Origin of the sequence: Uliginosibacterium silvisoli (assembly GCF_036017035.1) — a bacterium.
Classification (GTDB): domain Bacteria; phylum Pseudomonadota; class Gammaproteobacteria; order Burkholderiales; family Rhodocyclaceae; genus Viridibacterium; species Viridibacterium silvisoli.
Genome location: NZ_JAYXHS010000003.1, coordinates 673,830 through 695,110 on the forward strand (window position 1 = coordinate 673,830; position 21,281 = coordinate 695,110).

Here is a 21,281-nt window from a genome sequence, read left to right on the forward strand (position 1 = left end):
CCTGTCATTGGGGCATCGGGTCAATCGGAAAATCCATTCTACACAAATGAGAATCATTCGCAATTGAAGTTTTCGATGATCCATCAATCTAGTCAGCGCAACACTTTGCGGGTCTAATCGGGCCTCCCTTCCGCCCCCTCTTTTGATCCACCCTGTCGCCGCCGCATGCAAGCCCCTTCATCCAGCCGCCCTTCTTTCCCGAACATGCTGTCACTACACACGCTGCGCCCACGCACGCAAAGCTGGCTTGCCTTGCTCGCCGGCGCGCTGAGCGTCTTTTCCTACGCACCTTTCAACGTGTTCCCGCTGATGGCGATCTGCTTCGGCGTGCTGTACCTGCTATGGCAAGGCGCTTCGCCTCGTCGCGCCGCATGGCTGGGCCTGTGCTGGGGCTTCGGCCAGTTCTGGACGGGTGGCGGATGGTTGTACGTGGCCTTACATACCTATGGCGGCATGGCCCCCTGGCTCACCGTCTTCCTGCTGTCGATTTTCTTTGCCTACCTTGCGCTGTGGGGCACGCTGGCCGGTTGGCTGTACGCACGTCTGCGCAGCGGCAGACCGCTGTTCGATGTGTTGCTCGTTGCCGCGTGTTGGACCTTCGGCGAATGGCTGCGGGGCTGGGTGTTCACCGGTGTGCCGTGGCTGGCCGTGGGTTACACGCAATCGCCACCCAGTCCGCTGGCGGGTTACGCACCACTCTTCGGCGTCTACGGCGTTGGCTTCATCCTGACCGGGGTTACCGCCTTGATTGCCCTCGCCCTGACCGACAAGACACAACGTCTGCGCGCCGGCCTGCTCGCGCTGGCCGTTGTCATCGTCGGCAACAGCTTGCGCTGGGTGCAGTGGACCTCGCCGACAGGCAAGCCGATCAGTATCTCGCTGATCCAGCCGAATATTCCGCAGGAGTTGAAGTGGAACCGCGATAGCCTTCAGCACTGGCTGCAACTCAACCTGGACCTGGTGCGCCAGCATCCTGCGCAACTCACCGCCCTGCCCGAGACAACGCTGCCCTTGCTCGAAGAGCAACTCCCCGAGGGTTATCTCGCTGCGCTCAGCGAACCGGCACGGCGCCTAGACGGCAATGTGATCCTCGGCACCTTCACGCGCGATGCCGACGGCCAGTATCGCAACAGCGCCATTTCGCTGGGCGCTCACCCACGGCAGGTGTACAGCAAACACCACCTGCTGCCCTTCGGTGAATTCGTCCCCTCCTCGATGCGCTGGCTGCTCGATCTGGTGAACATTCCAATGGCCGATCAAGCGCGCGGCGGCGCCAGGCAGGCCCCGATGCAAGTCGGCGACCAGCTGGTCGCAGTCAACATCTGCTACGAAGACGTCTTCGGCGAGGAATTGATTTATGCCCTGCCGCAAGCCACGCTGATGCTCAATATGAGCAACCTCGCCTGGTACGGCGATTCACATGCCCAACCCCAGCACCTGCAGATCGCGCGCATGCGCGCGATGGAAGCCGGTCGACCGATGCTGCGCAGTACCAACACCGGCATGACGGCTGTCGTCATGCCGGATGGATCGGTGCCGGAAGTACTGCCCGCTTTCACGAGCGGGGCATTGAAGACCGAAGTGCGCGGCTACACCGGCCTGACGCCATTTGCGCGCTGGGGCAACTGGCCAGTGATTGGTTTGATGGGATTTGTGCTGGGCTCCGCGCTGTGGCGGCGGCGTTCGTAGGGCGGAACGCCTTCGGAGGTTCCGCCAGCCGCTGCAAAGCGACAATATGCAAAGTACGTCTCAGCCCTGATCCGGCGGAAGTTCCGCCTTACCTCATTGTTGCTCTTTCATGCCCAGGCGCTCCATGCGGTAGCGCAACGAGCGGAAAGTCACACCCAGCAATTGCGCGGCGCGTGTGCGATTGCCACCAGTCTTGCCAAGCGCTTCGACGATCGCCAGTTTCTCGAAGCGATCAAGGTGGTCCTGCAGGTTGCCGCCTTCGCTGGCGCCGCTTGCGGACAGCTCACCTGTCGTCAGAGAGATGGGCTCCAGACGCAGATCGGCTTCGTCTATATCGTCGCCGGAGGACAGCGCCAGCGCACGCTCCAGAATATTTTCCAGCTCACGCACATTGCCGGGAAAGGCGTAACGCTCCAGCGCCTTGACGGCCGCTGGCGTGAGGCGCGGCGAGCCCATTCCACTGTCATTGGCGAGACGCTGCAGGATGCTTTGCGCCAGTTCGGGAATGTCTTCACGACGCTCACGCAATGCGGGCATGTGCATCTCGATGACGTTGAGGCGGTAGAACAGATCCTGACGGAAACGGCCGGCATCCACCGCTTCCTTGAGACTCTGATGTGTCGCCGAGATGATGCGCACATCCACCGCCTGCTCCTGCGTGTCGCCGAGGCGGCGCACGCGCCGCTCCTGGATCACGCGCAACAACTTGACCTGCATGGCCAGAGGCAGATCGGCGACCTCGTCGAGGAATAGCGTGCCGCCATTGGCTGCGTGGAAGAAGCCATCGCGATCTGTCTCGGCGCCCGTGAAAGCACCCTTGCGATAGCCGAAGAATTCCGACTCCATCAGGTTCTCGGGAATGGCTCCACAGTTCACTGCGATGAAGGGCTGGCCGCCGCGTGGCCCGAGGGTATGGATCATGCGTGCAGCGCGCTCCTTGCCGCTCCCCGACTCGCCCGAAACGTAGACCGGCGCGAGACTGCGCGCCAGGCGCTCCACGAGAGAACGTACCTGCTCCATGGCCTGCGAGCTACCCGTGAATTGCGGTGTCTTGTCGGCGGGCGCATCAGACTGGCGCGAGCGCACATCGAGCGCCGACTTCACCAATGCGCGCAACTGCTCAAGCGAAACCGGCTTGGACAGATAGTCGAAGGCGCCGGCCTTCAACGCCGCGACCGCGTTGTCCATGCTGCCATGCGCCGTAATCACGGCCACGGGCAGATCGGCCGCCAGCGCGGCGACATGGCGCACGACCTCCAGCCCCTCGCCATCGGGCAGGCGCATATCGGTGAGCACCAGCCGGTACTTGCGCTCCGACAGCAACTTCGTCGCGGCGCTTACGCTGCCGACGCTGTCGGCACCGAGCCCCATGCGCATCAGCGATATCTCCAGCAACTCGCGGATATCGTCCTCGTCATCGACGATCAGTACATCGGCCTCTCGCGGCGCCGTGCGGCGTTCGCCGGATTGCACACTCATGCCAGCCCTCTCGCTATCAAATGAAATTCGGCACCACGCAATTCCGTGACGCCTGCAGCATCGGTCGCTCTGTCTGCTTTGTCGGTTGCTGTCTCGGCGAGGAACAGACGCGCACCATTTGCGTCGGCCAACTCCTGCGCTACGTACAAGCCCAGCCCCGTTCCCTTTGGATCCGTCGTGTGGAACGGCTCGAAGATGCGCTCACGCTCTTCCGCCGCAATCCCGGGACCGTCATCACTGATGGACACCAATAGATGCTCTGGCCCCTGCAATGCAACGACGAGATGCACCGAACCCGACTGCTGGCGACAATAACGCAGCGCGTTGCCCAGCAGGTTGCCAAGTATCTGCGCCAGATGCACCCGGTCGAAAAGAATCTTCGGCTGCCCCTCGATATCAAGACGCACACACTCCGTCGCCAGCGGCGTGTGCATGGCGAACTCTTCAACGAAGTTACGCACGAAGGCCGTGGCATCCAGCGTCTCGATCGTGGCGCGGTCACGCCGGCCGACTTCGAGCACGTCGCGCACGATGCGTTCGATGCGTGCCGAGTTGTCGAGCACGATGCGTGACAGACGCTGCTGCATCTGCGTCCGCTTTTCATCTTGCAGGAGTTCGGCAGCCTGGGTCACGGAAGCAAGCGGGTTACGGATCTCATGAGCAATATTGGCTGTCAGCCTTCCCAGTGCGGCGAGCTTGAGTTGCTGCGCCTGGGCTTCGACGCGGGCGAGGTCTTCGAGATATAGCACCTGATCACCGCCCTCGCTGGCCACCACGCGGCGCAGGCGTAGGGCCTTGCCAGTGCGCTCGATACGCAGCAACGGCGACTCGCCCGCCACCGATGCCTCCAAACCAGCAGCAAGCTCAGGCACACGCATGTCGATGCGCTCACCCTCGACCAGCTCCACGCCCAGCAATTCGACGGCGCGCGGATTGATCTGTCGTACAAGCCCCACTACGTCGACCACCACCACGCCATCCTGCATGTCTTCGATGATGCGCGAGTTGACGCGAACCTGCCGTTGCAATGCCGCCCCACGCTGCGAGGCCAGCGCCTCGTTCTCCAGCGCTCGCCGCGCCAACAGGCGGGCCAGCAAGGCCACTGCAAAGTACCCCAGACAGGTGATGCCGGTGCGTGTCAGGTCGTCAGCACGCACACCCAGCAACTCGATGCGCACGGCCTGCTCGGCGAGTACCGAAATGGTGGCCATGGCGGCAAAACCCAGCACCATGCGCCCCTCGCCGACCAGCGCCGCCCCCGCCAGGGTCGTCATCAACAAGTAGGGAACCGAACCCCGCTGCGTACCGCTGATGAACATGACGGCAGTCAGCACAATCACATCCAGCGCCACCTGCCACATCAACAAGGTATTGAGTTGATGACGCGTGCGCGGCGTGATCAGCATGAAGCCGACAGCAGCCAGCCAGTAAATGAAGACCACGGCCGCATATACCGCCGGCGCGAACTCGCCTATCTGGAATACCGCGCCGAAAATGCCCAGCAGGCTGGCAATGACGAATCGATAAAAATTGAAGTAGCGTATCGATACGCTGCGTGAGGTATCACCATGCAGGCGTGCGCTTGAGGCCACGCTCATTGCCGGGTCGGGCCCAGTCGCTGATGCTCGGGGGAGCAAAAGAACAGGCCTTGTGCTTCGACGCCTTCGCTGGCGGGCACAAGCAGGCCGCATTGCGCGCAGGGCAGCACCAGCTCGGCTTCGCGCGGAGGCGCCACGTCAGGAGGCGCCTGGCCCGGCGCCGCGCCTTCGCTCCTATCGCCCGTCAGCAGGCGACGCAGGTAATACACACCGATCAGGATCAAGAGAAAAAGAAGCAGATTACGCATGAGCAGAGGTCGGTTTGCCGGAAGAGTCGTCGAAAGCCATGAGTCTAAGCGCTCATGTGCTCATTGTGGTGCTGCGGGCGATGCGGCAGGCGGCCTGGGCGATGCACCGCCGAGAAGTTTCTGCACATCCAGACGATCACGATGATCGAACGGCACCTTGCCGTAGTCACGGATCAGGGCCTCGCCCTTGACGACATATTCCAGGCTTCCATCTTTCTGAACCAAGCCGGGCAGGCGTGCCAGCATGTCCAGCGCACGCGCCGTCGCCTCGACATCGACCAGCGTATCTGCCATGCGCGCCACGACGACGGGCTGATTCCGTGCGCCCTGGACAAGCACGAAATCTCCAGCGATGACACTGAACACCAGACCATCCAGAACGATGTCCCTGTCATTTTCATTGTGTACACGGAGCGTGAGAAGCAAACGCTTCTCCAGCAGATTGCCACCGCTGACCTTCACATCAGCCAGCGTGACTTTCGGTTTGTGCCACTGCAGGCTGGCGCACGCTGACAACGCGAGCACCAGCAGCGCAACACCCCATCCTGACACCCATGATCTTGCTTTCACTACATCCATCCTCGAATTTTGAATTCTCTCGACAACAACACCACACTGCGCTGGTGCAAACCCGGCACAGCCCGCATAATTTCGTCCTGCTCCGCATGCGCAGAATGCTCTGATGCGCACGACCATTCCTCTCCAACCTCACCTCACGGCGACACCCCGAAAGCACCATGAAGTACGCACAGATCATCAAGGAAATCGGCCGTGGTGCCAAGGGCGCCCGCCCCATCGAGACACAGCAGGCGGAGTTGCTGTTCGCCGCGATTCTCGATGGCATCGTGCCCGACATGGAGCTGGGTGCGATCCTGCTCTCGCTGCGTGTCAAAGGCGAAGATCTGGGTGAGATGACGGGCTTCAAGGCCGCGATGGACAGTCGCTGCCGCCAGATCGTCGTACCCCCTGGCCCGCGCTGCGTGGTGCTGCCAACCTACAACGGCGCACGCAAGCAGGCCAACCTGATGCCTGTGGTGGCGCAACTGCTCGCACGCCAGGGCATTCCTGTCCTGATCCAGGGCCGCCATGATTTCGATTCACGCGTGAGCCCGTTCGAGCTGCTGGCAGCACTTGATGTGCCTGTCTGCGCCACCATGTCGGAGGCAGCGCAACGCTTGCAGAACACGCGTATCGCCTGCCTGCCACTCGAAGCCCTGTGCCCTGGAATGGATCGTTTGCTTGCGCTGCGCCCGCGTCTTGGCGTGCGCAATAGTGGCCACACCCTTGCCAAGCTGCTCGACCCTGCGCCGGGTCGCACCGTGCGCGTCGTCGCGGTTACGCATCCGGAATATCTGTCACTGATGGAAGCGTTCCTCGTACAGGAAGGCGCGACCGCCCTGCTGATGCGTGGCACCGAAGGCGAAGCCTATGCGAGCCCGCGCCGCCGCCCACGCCTGCTGGGCTTCCAGCGCGGCGTAGCCGTCGAACTTTTCGAACAAGTTTCGCTGGAAGCAGAGGCGATTGCCAGCGACGAATGCTCGGTAGAGAACAACGCCGCCACCGTGCGTGCCATGCTCGACGGCAGCATGGCCATTCCACAACCCATCCTCGATCAGGTCGCGGCGCTGACCACACTCGCGAATAGCTGAGACGCTCCGGCTAGCCGTTCAACGAGTCGTGCAGGGCCACGTATTCCTGCGTCAGCTTGTGGCGCGGATCCAGATGGATCATCGGCTTGCTCTGCTGATGTGATTCGCGGATACGCACCGAGCTCGACAGATAGCTGTCCAGGATCGGCAAGCCCTCGTCCTTCAGTTCCTGGACAATGCGCTGCGGCAGGCTGGCGCGTGGCTGGAACTGGTTCACGACGATGCCCTCGACATGCAGGTTATCGTTGTGATCGCTGCGGATCTCTTCGACATTCTCCAGCAGTGAGTACAGCGCACGCCGCGAGAAGTCGTCGCAATCGAAGGGAATGAGGCAACTGTCAGCCGCAATCAAGGCCGAGCGGGTATAGAAGTTCAACGCGGGCGGCGTATCGATGTAGACGAAATCGAAATCCGCCGACAGCTCTTCCAGCGCCTCGCGCAGTTTGAAAATCTTGTAGCGCGACTCGAGCTTGCCCATCAGCTCTTCAAGCCGCGGCGACGACGCCATCACCGCAAGATGCGGAAACGGGCTGTCTTGCAGATAGCCCGTGACGGGCAGATGTTCGAAGCGCAGGGTCAGGGTCTGCTCGAACAGCTCGGCGCTGGTTTGCTCGACCGCGTCCGCCGCATCGCCAAGCAGGTAGTGGGAAGAATTGCCTTGCGGATCGAGGTCGATCAACAGGGTGCGCAGCCCTCTCGAAGCCGAAATTGCCGCGAGATTGCAGGCGATCGTCGACTTGCCGACGCCGCCCTTCTGGTTGAACACGACGCGCTTCATGGCATTTCCTCTCCGGATTGGGGATGCGCTGCAATTGCTGCATTGTGCCAAAAATAGTCAACGACGCGACCTGAAAGCGCATCAGCCGGGTATTTCAGCGCTTGCGCGCAGCACAAACAAATTCGTCAAATCTAATAAAATCGTTAAATACTCACGATCTTTCGGCTGCAGTGTCTGCCATGCTTGGGGCGTCAAAAAAGCTGGCAAAGCCTGCCTGCAAGGAGTCCCTCGTGAGTCACCCAGCCACATCGCGCAGCCGCTACACCCAAGCAATTGCTGCAGCCCTTTTCCTGTTCAGCAGCCCATTCGCCTCGGCGACGCTGATTGCTTCCGACGAATTCAACTACAACCTCGGCGCCCTGAGCGGTGCGAACGGTGGTTACGGCTGGGCAGGCGCATGGACTGCCAGCAGCGGCGCCTCCATCGTCGATCCCGCCATCGATCTGAGCGGCAATCGCGCACTGGCCGTCTCGGCCAACAGCGATAATCTCGCCTGGCGCACGCTCGCCAACAGCTACTCCGGCGACGTCTACGTCAGCATGCTGATGCAGGTCGGCAGTGGTGCCGTGAGCAGCAATGATTTCGTCAGCCTGTGGTTCGACATCGTCACCAGCGGCGCCCACACGACGCGTCCGCAAATCGGCATCAAGGCCGACATCAGCGGCAGCAATGACATCTTCGCGCGCACCACTGGCAGCGGCGGTGCAGTAGCCCCGGACAGCAATGTGGTGGCCGGCCAGACCTTCCTCGTAGTGGGCAAGCTGTCGAAAGTCTCCTCGACCAACTACAACCAGTTCGACCTGTGGTTCAACCCGAGCGCCGGCGATTTTTCCAGCCCGGACGCCAGCTTCAGCGGCAACTCCGGCCTCAGTGCACTCAGCACTCTGGGTCTGCGCAGCGTCAATCTGGATAGCGGCGACACCGTCCTGATCGACAACCTGCGCCTGGGCACGGCATGGAGCGATGTCAGCCCGGTCCCCGAGCCATCGTCCCTCGCCCTGAGCGCACTCGGCATGTGCGTGCTGATGTGCTATCGCAGGCGCCGCCAGGTTTGAGCTGAACGGCAGGGCCGCGGGTGAGCCATGGGCCGCTACAATGCGCGCTCATTTCAATCGCTCGCTCATGAGGACGCCTGATGCCTCCGGCCCAACCCTGCCGCCGTTTCCTGGATCACTTGTCCCGCAAGCTCGTCTGCACCCTGCTTGCCAGCCTGTTGTGCTGGAGCCAGACCGCCTCCGCAGCCGAGTACCTCAGCTTCGGCGGTTTCTCACGTCACTTTGACCGGGATCTCGATCTCAACGAGGTCAATCCCGGCATCGGCTATGGCCGTGACTTCACCTGGGACAGCCACCCGGACATGGATCTGTCATGGGAACTCGGCGTCTTCAAGAACAGCCTGCGTCGTGCCGCCTTCTACGGCACGCTCAGCTATGCCCCATGGCACCCCGCCGAAGGCTGGAGAGTCGGCGCCATGGCCGGCCTGTCGAGTGGCTACCACCAGTCAGCCGTCGTACCGCTGGTCCTTCCGTTTGTTGAATGGCGTTTCCAGCGCCTCGGCCTGCAGGCCCTCGTCATACCTACGATCAAGCCCTACGTCGACGGTGCCGTCGTCTTGCAGTTCAAGTGGCGCGTTGACTGACCTGACTGGCCGACAGCAGGCAGGCGCCTGACAGAAACGTGTGGTACAAAGCCTGCTTGGCCTTGCCATCCGATCACGATGTCATGCGGCCGCATCACCACCCGACACTCCCGTAACCGACCATGACCCACAACACCCGCTCCTCGCGTCTGTCGCAGCGCCTCGCCTCCCATCTCGGCAGACTCCTGTTGGTCGGTAGCCTCGCCGCGGGTATCGGCGCAGCGCAGGCCCAGCAACTCACGCCCGCACAGATTGCCTACGTCAAGGCTGAAACGCGCAAGGCCGACGAGGCCTACGTCAAGGACGTCGCCGAGATCGTCGGCACGCGTAGCAGCACCGTGGCCAAGATCATGCCCGAGCACGGGCGCATCACCGACCCGGTCGCCCGCCTCATTGCCGGGCTGGAGCAGCGCCTTGGCAAGCCACTGACAGATGATCAGAAGACAGCCATCCAGGCAGCTTCGCTGCAACGGCAGAAGCACGTCGACTGGGCGGGTCAGAACGCCCGCAATCGTTGAAAACGATTGCAGTAACGCCGGGACCCGACGCGCTTGGACGAAGATGAATTCATCGAGCGCCTGCACACGCGCATCGAACGCATCTGGCTGACCTATGCACTGATCGCGACCTGCGCAGTCGTTTTCCTGATTGAACTCTGGCAGTCGCGTAGCTGGTGGACGGTGCGCAGCGATGTCTTGCTGAGCATGGGTGCGAGCTTCGGCCCCAAGGTGCAAAGCGGTGAAACCTGGCGTCTGTTGAGCGCCGTATTCCTGCACGGCAACCCCTTACATCTCGCGCTCAACATGCTGGCGCTGTGGCAGATCGGCCATTTCATCGAACGCATATATGGACGCAGCGGCGCCTTGCTGCTGTTCGTCGCTTGCGGACTGATGGGCTCGCTGGCCAGCATCTGGTGGCGCACCCAAGGGCTCAGCGTCGGTGCTTCAGGCGCAATCTTCGGCCTCTACGGAGCCTTGCTGGTCTGGCTGATCCGTCGCCGTCACGATGTGCCGATGGGGATCCTCAAGAAACTACGCAGCGGCACCCTCGGCTTCATCGGCTATTCCCTGTTCGCTGGCATCGCCCTGCCCGGCATAGACAACGCCGCTCACATCGGCGGCCTGCTGGGAGGCATGCTGTTAAGCCTCGGGATGGCAGCACCGTTCGACCGGTCTCCTGCCAGCCAATGGCGCCGCCGCTCAACCTGGCTGGCACTACTGGCCACGGCAGCATGCGCGACAGCCCTGTGGCGCACCACGCCGCAGGTCGCAGTGGCCTGGCAACAACATGTGGAGTTCGCCGAAGTCGCACGCAACTTCGCTCAACACGACGCACAACTCGAACAGCAGGTGCAAGCACTGCTGGAGCAGGTGCGGCAACGGCAGATTGCGTCGGTCGCGGCGGGGCGTGAGCTCGACGAGGTATTGCTGCCCGCCTGGCAGATGCAGATCAACCGCCTGGCCTCGATCCCGACAGGAGACGCCGACCGGCCACGCCACCAGGCCTTGCTCAACTACGCCGGCCTGCATGGCAGCTCATTACAACTGCTTGCGCGCGGCTTGATGACCGGACAGCCGGGATGGTTGCAACTGGCCCACCAACGCCAGCTCGAAGCACAAGCGGCTTTGCTCGGCACGCGCGAACGGTCTGCGCGATAATGCCGCAAAGCATGACGATGACCGCACGCCACACCAGATCACGGCGCGCGGCCCCAGGACGCTCCCGGAATCAGAAAGCCCGATCATGGCCAAAGGCACTACGCGTCAACTGAACTTCCACGACTTCTCCGACCCGACAACAGGCATGCGCGTCACACGCCTGACGCCGCCCGAGATCATCAGTCACCGCAATTACTTCTATCAGAAGTGCTTTTTCAACGATGGCTCGCAGCTGATGTTCGGCTCCGAGTTCGACAGCACCATGAACCACTGGCTGGTCGATCTCGGCACCGGCCTCGCCCGCCAGCTCACCGAGGGTTCTGGCTGCAACACGCACGGCGCTTTCCTGTCACCAGACGACAAGCACCTCTACTACGTGCGCAATAGTGACCAGCTGCGCCGCGTCGACCTGCAGACGCTGGATGAGGAGGTGGTCTATGGCGTGCCCGAACTCTGGAAAGGTGCCGGCACCTGGGTACCGAACACGGCGTGCACGAAATTCGCTGCGATGGAGATCTGGGAGGCTGACCGCGTCACCGACAGCACAGGCTGGGAACGCTTCACCAAACAGTTCTACAAAACACCACGCAGCCGTCTGATTTCCATCGACGGCACGACCGGTAAGGCGAAGACGATCCTTGAGCAACGGATGTACATGGGCCACCCCATGTACCGCCCCTTCCACGACGAGACCATGGGCTTCTGCCACGAGGGCCCGCACGACCTCGTCGATGCGCGCATGTGGCTGATCGACGAAAACGGCGAGCACCTGCGCAAGGTCAAGACCCACGCACCCGGCGAGAGCTGCATGCACGAGTTCTGGGTGCCGGATGGCTCGCGCATGATCTACGTGAGCTACGTAAAGGGTGAGCAGAACCGTTTCGTCTGGGCAGCTGACCCGGTCACGCTGAAAAACGAAATGCTCATGCCCATGCCGCCCTGCTCGCACATCATGAGCAACTACGACGGCACGCTGCTTGTAGGCGACGGCGCGGGGCAACTCGAAGATGTCTCCGACCAGGAAGGCCACGCCTTCGAGCCAGACCCTTACCTGCACGTCTTCGACCTGAAGCGCCGCACGACGCAACGCATCTGCGCGCACAACAGCTCCTGGCGCGAATACAAGGGCAGCCACCAGACCAGCCATCCGCACCCCTCGTTCACGCCAGACGACAAACGCGTCCTGTTCACCAGCGACTTCGAGGGCATGCCGGCGGTGTACCTGGCCGACATCCCGGCGTTCTGAAGGCAGGTCAAAAAGTGCGTCGTCGCAGGCTGCAAGGCCACGGCCGACGCACTTGACGGGAGACCGGAAGGGCCGCCCCTGTTATAATTTGACCTTTTTTCTCAGCAAGTTATGCAGGTTTTCCGCGGCATCCCCACATACAACGAGCGTCCATGCGTGCTGACCATCGGCAACTTCGATGGCGTGCACCTTGGCCATCAGGCCTTGCTGGCGCGTTTGCGCCACCGCGCCGCCACGCTCGGGCTGCCCTCTGCGGTCATGACTTTCGAGCCGCTGCCGCGCGAATATTTCGCCCAGAACGACGCACCGCCACGCCTGACCAGCTTGCGCCGCAAGCTTGAACTGCTCGAAGCGCAAGGCGTCAATCAGGTTTACGTGCAGCCTTTCAACGCCGCGTTTTCGTCGCTGTCGGCCGAAGACTTCATCGATCGCGTGCTGGTGCGTGGCTTGCGCGCACGGCACCTGCTGATCGGCGACGACTTCTGCTTCGGCAAGGGCCGCCAGGGCAATTTCGAAACCCTGCGCGCCGCCGGTGATCTGCGTGGCTTCCGCGTCGAAGCCCTCGACACCGTAGACCTGGGCGGCGAGCGCGTCTCCAGCTCCGCCGTTCGCGCCGCCATGCTTGAAGGCGACATGGTGCATGCCAATATGTTGTTGGGAGCGCCCTTCGAAGTGGTCGGCCGCGTCATGCATGGCGACAAGATCGGCCGCACGATCGGCTTTCCGACGGCGAACATCCAGCTGCGCCAGAAGACCATGCCCTTGTCGGGCATCTTTGCAGTGACGGTTGCCGGTGGCCCGCTCGATCACGTGCCCGGCGCAGCAAGCCTCGGCGTACGCCCGACGATTGGCGACAAGCTGGCGCTGCGCCTCGAAGTCTTCGTGCTGGACTTCGATGGCGATCTCTATCACCAGCAGTTGCGGGTGCGCTTCTGGCGCAAGATCCGCAACGAAGCGAAATACGATTCGCTCACAGAACTGACAACGGCGATTGCCAGGGACTGTGAGCAAGTGCGGCAGTACTTCGCCACCGGCGACAACTACTGAGCACTGCACTGAACCAACGAATTTTTGACCTCAATCGAGCTTTTCGAGAAAACAATGGCCGAGTACCGACAGACACTGAACATGCCCGACACCGCGTTTCCCATGCGCGGTGATCTGCCCAAGCGCGAGCCGGGCTGGGTTGCGCAATGGCAACAGAAAAAGCTGTACGAAAAGATTCGTGCTGCGTCTGCCGGTCGCCCGAAGTTCATTCTTCACGACGGCCCGCCGTATGCCAACGGCAACATCCACATCGGCCACGCGCTGAACAAGATCCTCAAGGACATCATCGTCCGCTCGAAGACGCTGGCCGGTTTCGACGCGCCCTACGTGCCGGGCTGGGATTGCCACGGCCTGCCGATCGAACACAAGGTCGAAGTCACGCACGGCAAGAACCTGCCGGGCGACAAGGTGCGTGAACTTTCACGTGCTTACGCAGCCGAACAAGTTGAAGGCCAGAAGAAAGACTTTATCCGCCTCGGCGTGCTGGGCGACTGGAACAATCCTTACCGCACGATGGACTTCGGCAACGAGGCCGGCGAGATCCGCGCGCTCGGCACCATGGTCAAGAACGGCTGGGTGTTCAAGGGCCTCAAGCCGGTGAACTGGTGCTTCGATTGCGGCTCGGCGCTGGCAGAGGCGGAAGTCGAATACGAAGACAAGAAGTCCGACGCCATCGACGTGGCCTTCGCCTGCGGCCAGCCGGAGCAACTCGCCGTCGCATTCCATCTGGATAGCCTGCCGAAGACCGCCTACGCGGTGATCTGGACGACAACCCCATGGACGATCCCCGCCAACCAGGCGCTGAACATCCATCCTGAACTGGACTACGCGCTGGTCGATATCGGCGACAAGCTGCTGGTGCTGGCCGCTGAGCTCGTCGAGAGCTGCCTGAAGCGCTATGGCCTCGAAGGCCAAGTGATCGGCACGGCCAAGGGCTCGCGTCTGGCCAGCATCGAATTCAAGCACCCGCTCTACGACCGCGTCTCGCCCGTGTATCTCGCCGAGTACGTCGGCGTCGATGCAGGTACCGGCATCGTGCATTGCGCACCGGCCTATGGCGTGGACGACTTCAACATCTGGCGCGCCAATGGTCGTGGCTTCGACGAGATCCTGAATCCCGTCCAGGGCAATGGCGTGTATGTGCCGGGCCTGGAATTCTTCGGTGGCCAGTTCATCTGGAAGGCCAATCCGAACATCGTGGCAAAGCTCGCCGAAGTGGGTGCGCTGCTCAAGCACGAAACCATCACGCACAGCTACATGCATTGCTGGCGTCACAAGACGCCGCTGATCTATCGCGCCACGGCGCAATGGTTCGTCGGCATGGACCTGCGCCCCGGAGATGGTGCTTCCCTGCGCGAGCGCGCGCTGCAAGCCGTCGAGGAAACGCAGTTCTTCCCGGCCTGGGGCAAGCCACGTCTGCACGCCATGCTCGCCAATCGCCCCGACTGGTGCATCTCGCGCCAGCGCAACTGGGGCGTGCCGATCCCGTTCTTCCTGCATAACGAAACCGGTGAGCTGCACCCACGCACGCTGGAACTGGTCGAGGAAGTTGCGAAGCGCGTCGAGCAAGGCGGTATCGAAGCCTGGTTCAAGCTCGATGCAGCCGAACTGCTCGGCGACGAAGCGTCGCAGTACCGCAAGATCAACGACACGCTGGACGTGTGGTTTGATTCCGGCACCACCCATCTGCATGTCATGCGCGGCTCGCACGCCGATCAGCACGCCTACCCGGCCGATCTTTATCTCGAAGGCTCGGACCAGCATCGCGGCTGGTTCCACTCGTCCCTGCTGACGGGTTGCACCATCGACGGCCGCGCGCCATACAAGGCGCTGCTGACGCACGGCTTCGTGGTCGATGGCCAAGGCCGCAAGATGAGCAAGTCGCTCGGCAACACGGTCGTGCCGCAGGAGGTGTCGGACAAGCTCGGTTCGGAAATCCTGCGCCTGTGGGCCGCATCGACCGACTACTCGGGCGAAGTGTCGATCAGCAAGGAAATCCTCGACCGCGTCGTCGAGACCTATCGCCGCATCCGCAACACGCTGCGCTTCCTGCTTGCCAACACGGCTGACTTCGATTTCGCGGCGGAGGCACTGCCGGTCGAGCAATGGTTCGAGATCGATCGCTACGCGCTGTCACTCACGCGCCAGCTCGCCGATCAGGCGGAAGCGGATTACGCCAGCTACGATTTCCAGCGCGTGATCCAGGCGCTGCAGATCTTCTGCTCGGAAGACCTCGGCGGCTTCTACCTCGACATCCTCAAGGACCGTCTCTACACGAGCGCTCCGAAGTCTGTTGCACGTCGTTCCGCACAGACCGCGCTGTGGCACATCACGCAGACCGTCGTGAAGCTGATGGCGCCGGTGCTGTCGTTCACCGCGGAAGAAATCTGGTCAGTGCTGAACGGCAATGCCGACGACAGCATCATGCTGCACGCCTTCCACAAATTGCCCGACGCCAACATCGATGCCGACGCACTGGAACGCTGGTCGACGATCCGCGCCGTGCGTGCCGAAGCGATGAAGGTCATCGAAGCCGTGCGTACCGAGGGCAAGGTCGGCTCGTCGTTGCAGGCCGAACTGAGCCTGTCGGCAAGCGGCGCGAAGTACCGCGCGCTGTCTTCGCTTGGCGATGATCTGCGCTTCGTGTTCATCACCTCGCGCAGCGAAGTCAGCGAAGTGGTAAGCGAAGCGGACGAGAAGATCGTCGCGACGCCGACCAGCCACGCCAAGTGCGCGCGCTGCTGGCACTACCGCGCCGACGTCGGCAGCAACGCCGCACACCCGGAACTTTGCGGACGCTGTGATGCCAACCTGCACGGTAGCGGCGAACAACGGAAATACGCATGAGCATGGCAACGTCGAAGCGTTTCATCTTCTGGCTGATCCTTGCTGTCGTGGTCGTCGTACTCGACCAGGTCAGCAAGCAGGTCGTGCTGGCGCATCTGACCTATGGCCAGAGCATCCAGGTCACCAGCTTCTTCGATCTGGTGCTGCTCTACAACCCGGGCGCGGCCTTCAGTTTCCTGGCCAACCATGACGGCTGGCAACGCTGGTTCTTCATCGTCCTGGCCTTCGTGATCTGCTCATGGCTCGTCGCACTGGTGCGCAAGCACCAGGCCGAGACGCTGCAACCACTGGCCTTCTCGCTGGTGATTGGCGGCGCGATCGGCAACGTCATCGACCGCTTCCAGATCGGTGCCGTGGTCGACTTCCTGTATTTCCACATCGGCGCACACGGCTGGCCCGCGTTCAATCTCGCGGACTCGGCCATCTGTCTCGGCGTGGGTCTGATGATCCTGTCGCAATTGCGCGAAGCCCGCGCAGCAAAGAAAGTTTCCGCATCATGAGTACTCCGACCACAGGCACCGCAGCAGGCGCAATCCATGCGCACAGCCTCGTCACGCTGAATTTCCGCGTCACGCATCCCGCGACCAGCCAGACGCTGATCACCACTTTCGGCGCCACGCCCGCGACGATGCAACTCGGCGCCGGCGAACTGATGCCTTCGCTGGAGTCGCGCCTGATCGGCCTCGCCCCCGGCACGCGCAAGATCTTCCATTTCGCACCCGGCGAAGCTTTTGGCGACTACAACGAGGCACTGGTCGAACGCGTACAGCGCAAGCACATTCCGCCAAGCCTGTATCTCGAGCAGGACACGGTCTATTCTTTCCCTGCACCCGACGGCAGCACTTATCCGGGCTTGGTGCGTGAGCTGACGGAAACGGAAGCCCTGATCGACTTCAACCATCCAATGGCAGGCAAGGCCGTCGATGTGGAAGTCGAAATCATCGGCGTGATCTGAAAGAGAACCATGACAGATACCGTAATCAACGAAGCCGAAATCCTGCTCGCCAATCCGCGCGGTTTCTGCGCCGGCGTGGAGCGTGCGATTTCCATCGTCGAACGCGCACTCGCCATTCACGGCGCACCGATCTATGTGCGCCACGAAGTCGTGCACAACAAGTTCGTCGTCGAAGACCTGCGCGCCAAAGGCGCGATCTTCATCGAGGAGCTCGAAGACGTGCCTTCCGGCAGCACGCTGATTTTCTCCGCCCACGGCGTGCCGCAAAGCGTGCGTCGCGATGCCGAAGCGCGTGGCCTGCGCGTGTTCGACGCGACCTGCCCGCTGGTGACCAAGGTGCACGTCGAAGTCAGCAAGATGCGCGGACAGGGCCGCGAGATCATCATGATCGGCCACAAGGGCCACCCCGAAGCGGAAGGCACGATGGGCCAGAGCGAAGGCGGCATGTACCTCGTCGAGACCGTTGAAGACGTGGCCGAACTGAACGTAACCGACCCGGCGATGCTCGCCTATGTGACGCAGACGACGCTGTCGGTCGATGACGCACAAGTCGTCGTCGATGCACTCAAGGCGCGCTTCCCGGCCATCGTCGGCCCGAAGAAGGACGACATCTGCTACGCAACGCAGAATCGCCAGGACGCCGTGAAATTCATGATCCCGCAGGTCGACGCAGTCATCGTCGTTGGCTCGAAGAACAGCTCGAACTCGAATCGTCTGCGCGAAGTCGCCGCTGCGCGCAACGTACCTGCCTGGCTGGTCGACAATGCCTCCGGCATCGACCCGGCATGGCTGGAAGGCAAGAAACGCATCGGCGTCACAGCTGGCGCATCGGCGCCGGAAGTGCTGGTCAATGAAGTCGTCGCACGTATCCGCGAGTTGGGCGCGAAAACCGTTCGTACGCTGGAGGGTGTGACGGAAAATGTAGTCTTCCCGATTCCGAAGGACCTGCAACCCGTGCGCGAATGATCAGGCTCGCGCCAAACAAAAAGGCCCGCACTCGCGGGCCTTTTTTGTTTGCGATATCAACCGGGCAACGGCATGAAGCCGGCAAAACCGGGGCGTACCACGTCGCCTGACAGCAGCGCATGAAAGTCAGTTACGGTCCGGGTCGCCAGGGACAGGTCGTGCCGTGCATTGAATGCATGACGTATCGCGATGCTGCGGCAACCGGCACCCGCTGCGGCACGCAGGCCCGCCTGTGAATCCTCGATCACCACGACGTCTGAAGCGGGCAGCGCGAGGCGCTTGAGCGCCAGCAAGTAGGCCTCGGGGTCGGGCTTGTGCCGCGACACATCCGCCTGCGTGATGACGAGATCAAAAACACCCAACAGATCCAGCTTGCTCAGTACGGCGGAGACCATCCAGGGCATGGCTGAACTGACCAGCGCAAGGCGAATGGCGCTGGCGCGCGCGGCATCGAGGAACAGCTGCGCACCAGCCGTCAGCTCGACCTCACTACTCAATAGTTGCAGGTAAGTCGCGCGAAAATCTTCGTTGAACGCATCGACATCCGGCGTGATGCCCGCCTGCCGGAAGATGTGTCGGGTGACGGTGGGCCAATCCTCCCCCATCACCTCGGCATACACCTCGACACTGACCTCGCCTCCGTACATGCCGCAAGTCCGGGCAAGCGCAAGGCCCTTCAAAGGCTCGCTATCCGCGAGCGTGCCATCCAGATCGACAAGAAACGCAGCAGGAAACAAGATCGCAATCCACTCATCAATGATGACAAATGGATTGTACGTCAATAAGTCTGAACGGAACGTCACTGCAGCGATTGCCGGAGCGACGTCCCGAACTTGACGACGTATCAAGGCGCCGCGCCGGACCCCGTATTGCTGTACTCGGCCAGACGACGATTACCCGAACTGCCGTAGGTGATCGCGTACGAGCTGCTCCATTGCATCCAGGGCGCGGCCGTCTTGATATGCGCGCCTATGTTGGCGCCGCGGATGATCACCTGCCCGGTCGTCGAGCCATGTTGCGGCCACTGACGCGCGAAGGACACGGTGTTCGTGCCGCCTGACGTCGTGAACGAGCCGCCGCTGAAGATGAAGCCCTTGTTCGCTGAAGGATGGCTCGGCGCGGCAATCACGCCGGTGCTGGTGCGCGCGTTGGTGTAGTGGATTTCGCAGCCGTCGAAGATGCCGGTCATGTCACCGAAGATGAAATCCACATCGCCTTCGATGTAGCTGTTGCGGATGTAGGTGCGCTTGCCCGTACCAGCCAGCCACAGCGTGTCCTGGTTGCCGATGAGTTTGACCGTATCCAGCGTGACCTGGTCACCGCCATTGTTCAGATATGCGACGGCTTGATGCTGGCCGTTGGCCGCCGAGTTGTTCTCGCCGTAGCTGTTCTTGATGGTCAGATTCTTGATATTCAGGTTACTGGCATAACTGACCACCGTCGCGGTGCAGTTGGTCTGCAAGGTGCTGCGCGTCGTGCAATCGTTGTAATAGCTTTGCACGGTCGATGGCGCTGACGAGCCGAAGTTGCTGCTGTTGCCAACCGCAGTCTTGAAAGCCGCGCCGGTCATCGCGTAATTGGCACCCAGCTGCAGCACTACGCCGGTCTCGCTGTCGCCGTAGATGGTCAGCGGCGTGCCGGAGGGGATCACCACCAGACCGGTATAGGTGCCGGCCTTGATCTGGATGTACTTGCGCGTCGAGCCGCCCGCATTGATGGCCGCATTTACCGCGGCCTGCACGGTCGTGTAAGTACAGCTCGAGCAAACCACGTAGTTGCCGGTCGTTGTACTCACCGCTCCCGCCGCCCAGCCGTTGAGGAAGGTGGACACCGTGTAGCTGGCGGCCTCCGAGCTTGAGAGCTGGGGTCGCGTTGCAGTCGAAGTGGAAGCCAGAGCCAACGAGCATGCCAGCACTGGCGCGCCCATCCAGAGGCTGCGGAGCAATTTCCTGAATTTCATGATTCGTCTCCTTGTTGTATGTGTATTGCGGTCGTCCAATCACGCATCGAGCAAGGCGACACGCAATGAGACCGGTAACATTCAAGCATGGAGGCAGGCCGGAAGTCTTGCGGCAGCACAGCAAGGGCGGCTCGGCCGACTGATCTGCCACTGCGCCAGATGCAGTCAAGACCCGGCCGGAGCCGGGACAGGTCGGGGGTCCGCTCGGGACTCCCCCGACCTGCGTTGATGCCTTACGGAGCAGACGCAGTGCTCAGCTTGCCGACGCCGGCATGAGCGAGCACATGGGCCTCCACCTCCGCCGTGGGGCGCAGGGTGTATACATACGGAGGTTTCCAACCCACGTCGCTGTCGTAACCACACTGATCGGCATTGAGCGCCTTGCCATTGAGCACGGAGCCGCGGTCAACGAAGGTCTTGCCACCGAAGTTCTTGATCACTCCGACACAGCTATCCACACCATCGATGGCGAAGTTATTGTTCTCGGAGATCATGCGCGACGCGACGCCAACCCCCAGGCTGTAGACGTAGGGATATGCCTTGTGGGTCTTGGAGCCGATGTAGGCATTGTTGTAGACATGCACCTGCCCGTAGCGCACGCGCGGCGCACGCTGGCCGATATCGCGGAACAGGTTGTCATTGAAGGTGATCTTCAGATAACTGCCATCCATGCCTTCCTTGTCGCTATGACCGACCAGATTGTTCTTGTCGTGCAGCGTGAAGACATTGTTGGAGATGGTGATGTAGTTGGCGGCCTTCTTGATATCCAGCGCACCGTCGTGGCATTCCATGACATGGCCCTGCGACACCGGCATCTGGTCGTTGGTCTTTCTGCCATCAGTGAAAGTGACGTGATCGATCCACACGTGATGCGATGCAAATATCGTTACGCCGTCGAACTCGGCATTCCACGCTCCGTCCGGTCCATCGCCCGGATCAAAGCTGGGCGCCACGTCACAGGGGTTCTCTATGGTCAGATTGCGCAAGATCACCTGCGAAGTGCGTTCGATCATGAAGTTGCCATTGATGACACGAGCATCACCACCAAGACCGACGATGGTCGTGTTCGGCCCGACATTGATCATGCCGCGCAGCTTCTGGTCGGCAGTGCTGGCAAAGGGCCGCCCCTCCGTCATGTCGATCGTCCCCTTGATCAACACGATGCGCGAGCGGAAGCCCATGACGGCGTCGCGCAGCTCGTCTGCGTTGGTCACTGTGTAGATGCGGCTGGCCGATGCCTCGGCGCCGCCCTGCGTACCGCCGCTCTGGGCCGCCCAGCCACCGGCGGGTGCGGTCTGGCGCGCCCACTCCAGTTCTGGTTGTACCTGCGTCTGTGCGTTGGTGCAGGAGAGTGTCACCGCGAAGCCTGCGGAGAGCAGCCCCAACAGCTCAAGCCCGCGTTGCCCCCATCTTTTCTTGTTGTTCATCATGTTCCCCGAGGTTCTGAATGGCCAGTGCGGCATCCTGTCACATCACGCCAGGGAACACGCTGAAAACCAGGTAAACGATGCGTAAATTCATA

The 21,281-nt window shown here is 61.8% G+C and carries 20 protein-coding genes; 12 read left to right on the forward strand and 8 right to left on the reverse strand.

Translation table 11 applies throughout. The annotated features are described in order from the left end of the window. The first annotated feature begins 165 nt into the window (after nt 1–165). Nucleotides 166–1,689 (forward strand): apolipoprotein N-acyltransferase, encoded by a 1,524-nt coding sequence (lnt, locus tag VVD49_RS17795; protein ID WP_327600558.1) that lies wholly within the window; start codon nt 166–168, stop codon nt 1,687–1,689. Between the two features lie 93 nt (nt 1,690–1,782). On the opposite strand, the gene VVD49_RS17800 is transcribed toward lnt, so the two are convergent. The 4 genes from VVD49_RS17800 to VVD49_RS17815 are packed head-to-tail and all read right to left on the reverse strand — an operon-like array spanning nt 1,783 to nt 5,584. Then, nucleotides 1,783–3,168, reverse strand: a complete 1,386-nt coding sequence (locus tag VVD49_RS17800; RefSeq protein ID WP_327600559.1) for a sigma-54-dependent transcriptional regulator — start codon at nt 3,166–3,168, stop codon at nt 1,783–1,785. Next, on the reverse strand, nt 3,165–4,766 hold the full coding sequence (locus tag VVD49_RS17805) for a sensor histidine kinase (protein ID WP_327600560.1): 1,602 nt from the start codon (nt 4,764–4,766) through the stop codon (nt 3,165–3,167). The genes VVD49_RS17800 and VVD49_RS17805 overlap by 4 nt, the downstream gene beginning before the upstream one ends. Further along, on the reverse strand, nt 4,763–5,014 hold the full coding sequence (locus tag VVD49_RS17810) for a PP0621 family protein (protein ID WP_327600561.1): 252 nt from the start codon (nt 5,012–5,014) through the stop codon (nt 4,763–4,765). Before VVD49_RS17810 ends, VVD49_RS17805 begins: the two co-directional genes overlap by 4 nt. Before the next feature lie 60 nt (nt 5,015–5,074). Next, nucleotides 5,075–5,584 (reverse strand): LEA/WHy family protein, encoded by a 510-nt coding sequence (locus tag VVD49_RS17815; RefSeq protein ID WP_327600562.1) that lies wholly within the window; start codon nt 5,582–5,584, stop codon nt 5,075–5,077. Nucleotides 5,585–5,751: 167 nt separating this feature from the next. Between VVD49_RS17815 and ybiB the strand changes: the two genes are divergently transcribed. Further along, nucleotides 5,752–6,663: a DNA-binding protein YbiB gene (gene ybiB, locus VVD49_RS17820; protein WP_327600563.1), complete on the forward strand. Its 912-nt coding sequence runs from the start codon at nt 5,752–5,754 to the stop codon at nt 6,661–6,663. A 10-nt stretch (nt 6,664–6,673) separates the two neighbouring features. Here the strand turns inward: ybiB and VVD49_RS17825 are convergent, their stop codons facing one another. Continuing rightward, entirely contained in the window at nt 6,674–7,441 is a 768-nt protein-coding gene (locus VVD49_RS17825; protein ID WP_327600564.1) for a ParA family protein, read from the reverse strand. A 230-nt stretch (nt 7,442–7,671) separates the two neighbouring features. Here VVD49_RS17825 and VVD49_RS17830 point away from each other — a divergent pair, with 230 nt between their 5' ends. From VVD49_RS17830 to ispH, 10 genes are all read left to right on the forward strand, one after another. Further along, nucleotides 7,672–8,496, forward strand: a complete 825-nt coding sequence (locus VVD49_RS17830) for a PEP-CTERM sorting domain-containing protein (RefSeq protein ID WP_327600565.1) — start codon at nt 7,672–7,674, stop codon at nt 8,494–8,496. 119 nt (nt 8,497–8,615) lie between these two features. Then, the gene (locus VVD49_RS17835; RefSeq protein WP_327600566.1) at nt 8,616–9,080 is read left to right on the forward strand and encodes a hypothetical protein; all 465 of its coding nucleotides are present in this window, start codon (nt 8,616–8,618) and stop codon (nt 9,078–9,080) included. 122 nt (nt 9,081–9,202) lie between these two features. Beyond that, the gene (locus tag VVD49_RS17840; protein ID WP_327600567.1) at nt 9,203–9,598 is read left to right on the forward strand and encodes a hypothetical protein; all 396 of its coding nucleotides are present in this window, start codon (nt 9,203–9,205) and stop codon (nt 9,596–9,598) included. A 33-nt stretch (nt 9,599–9,631) separates the two neighbouring features. After that, nucleotides 9,632–10,738 (forward strand): rhomboid family intramembrane serine protease, encoded by a 1,107-nt coding sequence (locus VVD49_RS17845; RefSeq protein WP_327600568.1) that lies wholly within the window; start codon nt 9,632–9,634, stop codon nt 10,736–10,738. Nucleotides 10,739–10,823: 85 nt separating this feature from the next. Continuing rightward, nucleotides 10,824–11,984, forward strand: coding sequence for an oligogalacturonate lyase family protein (locus tag VVD49_RS17850; protein ID WP_327600569.1), 1,161 nt, complete (start codon nt 10,824–10,826; stop codon nt 11,982–11,984). 111 nt (nt 11,985–12,095) lie between these two features. Beyond that, on the forward strand, nt 12,096–13,031 hold the full coding sequence (locus tag VVD49_RS17855; protein WP_327600570.1) for a bifunctional riboflavin kinase/FAD synthetase: 936 nt from the start codon (nt 12,096–12,098) through the stop codon (nt 13,029–13,031). 54 nt (nt 13,032–13,085) lie between these two features. Then, nucleotides 13,086–15,878 carry an isoleucine--tRNA ligase gene (gene ileS, locus VVD49_RS17860; RefSeq protein ID WP_327600571.1) on the forward strand — a complete coding sequence of 931 codons (2,793 nt, stop codon included), beginning with the start codon at nt 13,086–13,088 and terminating at the stop codon, nt 15,876–15,878. After that, a complete protein-coding gene (gene lspA, locus VVD49_RS17865; RefSeq protein ID WP_327600572.1) occupies nt 15,875–16,378 on the forward strand; it encodes a signal peptidase II in 504 nt (167 codons plus the stop codon). Before ileS ends, lspA begins: the two co-directional genes overlap by 4 nt. After that, nucleotides 16,375–16,833 (forward strand): FKBP-type peptidyl-prolyl cis-trans isomerase, encoded by a 459-nt coding sequence (locus VVD49_RS17870; RefSeq protein WP_327600573.1) that lies wholly within the window; start codon nt 16,375–16,377, stop codon nt 16,831–16,833. Before lspA ends, VVD49_RS17870 begins: the two co-directional genes overlap by 4 nt. A 24-nt stretch (nt 16,834–16,857) precedes the next feature. Beyond that, nucleotides 16,858–17,799: a 4-hydroxy-3-methylbut-2-enyl diphosphate reductase gene (gene ispH, locus VVD49_RS17875; protein WP_327600601.1), complete on the forward strand. Its 942-nt coding sequence runs from the start codon at nt 16,858–16,860 to the stop codon at nt 17,797–17,799. A gap of 56 nt (nt 17,800–17,855) precedes the next feature. Here the strand turns inward: ispH and VVD49_RS17880 are convergent, their stop codons facing one another. The 3 genes from VVD49_RS17880 to VVD49_RS17890 form a co-directional block, all read right to left on the reverse strand. Further along, the gene (locus VVD49_RS17880; protein ID WP_327600574.1) at nt 17,856–18,536 is read right to left on the reverse strand and encodes an HAD family hydrolase; all 681 of its coding nucleotides are present in this window, start codon (nt 18,534–18,536) and stop codon (nt 17,856–17,858) included. A 107-nt stretch (nt 18,537–18,643) separates the two neighbouring features. Then, nucleotides 18,644–19,759: a pectinesterase family protein gene (locus tag VVD49_RS17885; protein WP_327600575.1), complete on the reverse strand. Its 1,116-nt coding sequence runs from the start codon at nt 19,757–19,759 to the stop codon at nt 18,644–18,646. Nucleotides 19,760–19,992: 233 nt separating this feature from the next. Next, nucleotides 19,993–21,189 carry a pectate lyase family protein gene (locus VVD49_RS17890; protein ID WP_327600576.1) on the reverse strand — a complete coding sequence of 399 codons (1,197 nt, stop codon included), beginning with the start codon at nt 21,187–21,189 and terminating at the stop codon, nt 19,993–19,995. Between the last annotated feature and the right edge of the window lie 92 nt (nt 21,190–21,281).

Bases quoted from the DNA above. Each gene is read 5' to 3' on its own strand.
- VVD49_RS17855 (WP_327600570.1), top strand. From the start codon at position 12,096: ATGCAGGTTTTCCGCGGCATCCCCACATACAACGAGCGTCCATGCGTG.
- VVD49_RS17885 (WP_327600575.1), bottom strand. From the start codon at position 19,759: ATGAAATTCAGGAAATTGCTCCGCAGCCTCTGGATGGGCGCGCCAGTG.
- ileS (WP_327600571.1), top strand. From the start codon at position 13,086: ATGGCCGAGTACCGACAGACACTGAACATGCCCGACACCGCGTTTCCC.
- VVD49_RS17800 (WP_327600559.1), bottom strand. From the start codon at position 3,168: ATGAGTGTGCAATCCGGCGAACGCCGCACGGCGCCGCGAGAGGCCGAT.
- VVD49_RS17850 (WP_327600569.1), top strand. From the start codon at position 10,824: ATGGCCAAAGGCACTACGCGTCAACTGAACTTCCACGACTTCTCCGAC.
- VVD49_RS17840 (WP_327600567.1), top strand. From the start codon at position 9,203: ATGACCCACAACACCCGCTCCTCGCGTCTGTCGCAGCGCCTCGCCTCC.
- VVD49_RS17890 (WP_327600576.1), bottom strand. From the start codon at position 21,189: ATGATGAACAACAAGAAAAGATGGGGGCAACGCGGGCTTGAGCTGTTG.
- lspA (WP_327600572.1), top strand. From the start codon at position 15,875: ATGAGCATGGCAACGTCGAAGCGTTTCATCTTCTGGCTGATCCTTGCT.
- ybiB (WP_327600563.1), top strand. From the start codon at position 5,752: ATGAAGTACGCACAGATCATCAAGGAAATCGGCCGTGGTGCCAAGGGC.
- VVD49_RS17825 (WP_327600564.1), bottom strand. From the start codon at position 7,441: ATGAAGCGCGTCGTGTTCAACCAGAAGGGCGGCGTCGGCAAGTCGACG.
- VVD49_RS17810 (WP_327600561.1), bottom strand. From the start codon at position 5,014: ATGCGTAATCTGCTTCTTTTTCTCTTGATCCTGATCGGTGTGTATTAC.
- VVD49_RS17870 (WP_327600573.1), top strand. From the start codon at position 16,375: ATGAGTACTCCGACCACAGGCACCGCAGCAGGCGCAATCCATGCGCAC.
- lnt (WP_327600558.1), top strand. From the start codon at position 166: ATGCAAGCCCCTTCATCCAGCCGCCCTTCTTTCCCGAACATGCTGTCA.
- VVD49_RS17805 (WP_327600560.1), bottom strand. From the start codon at position 4,766: ATGAGCGTGGCCTCAAGCGCACGCCTGCATGGTGATACCTCACGCAGC.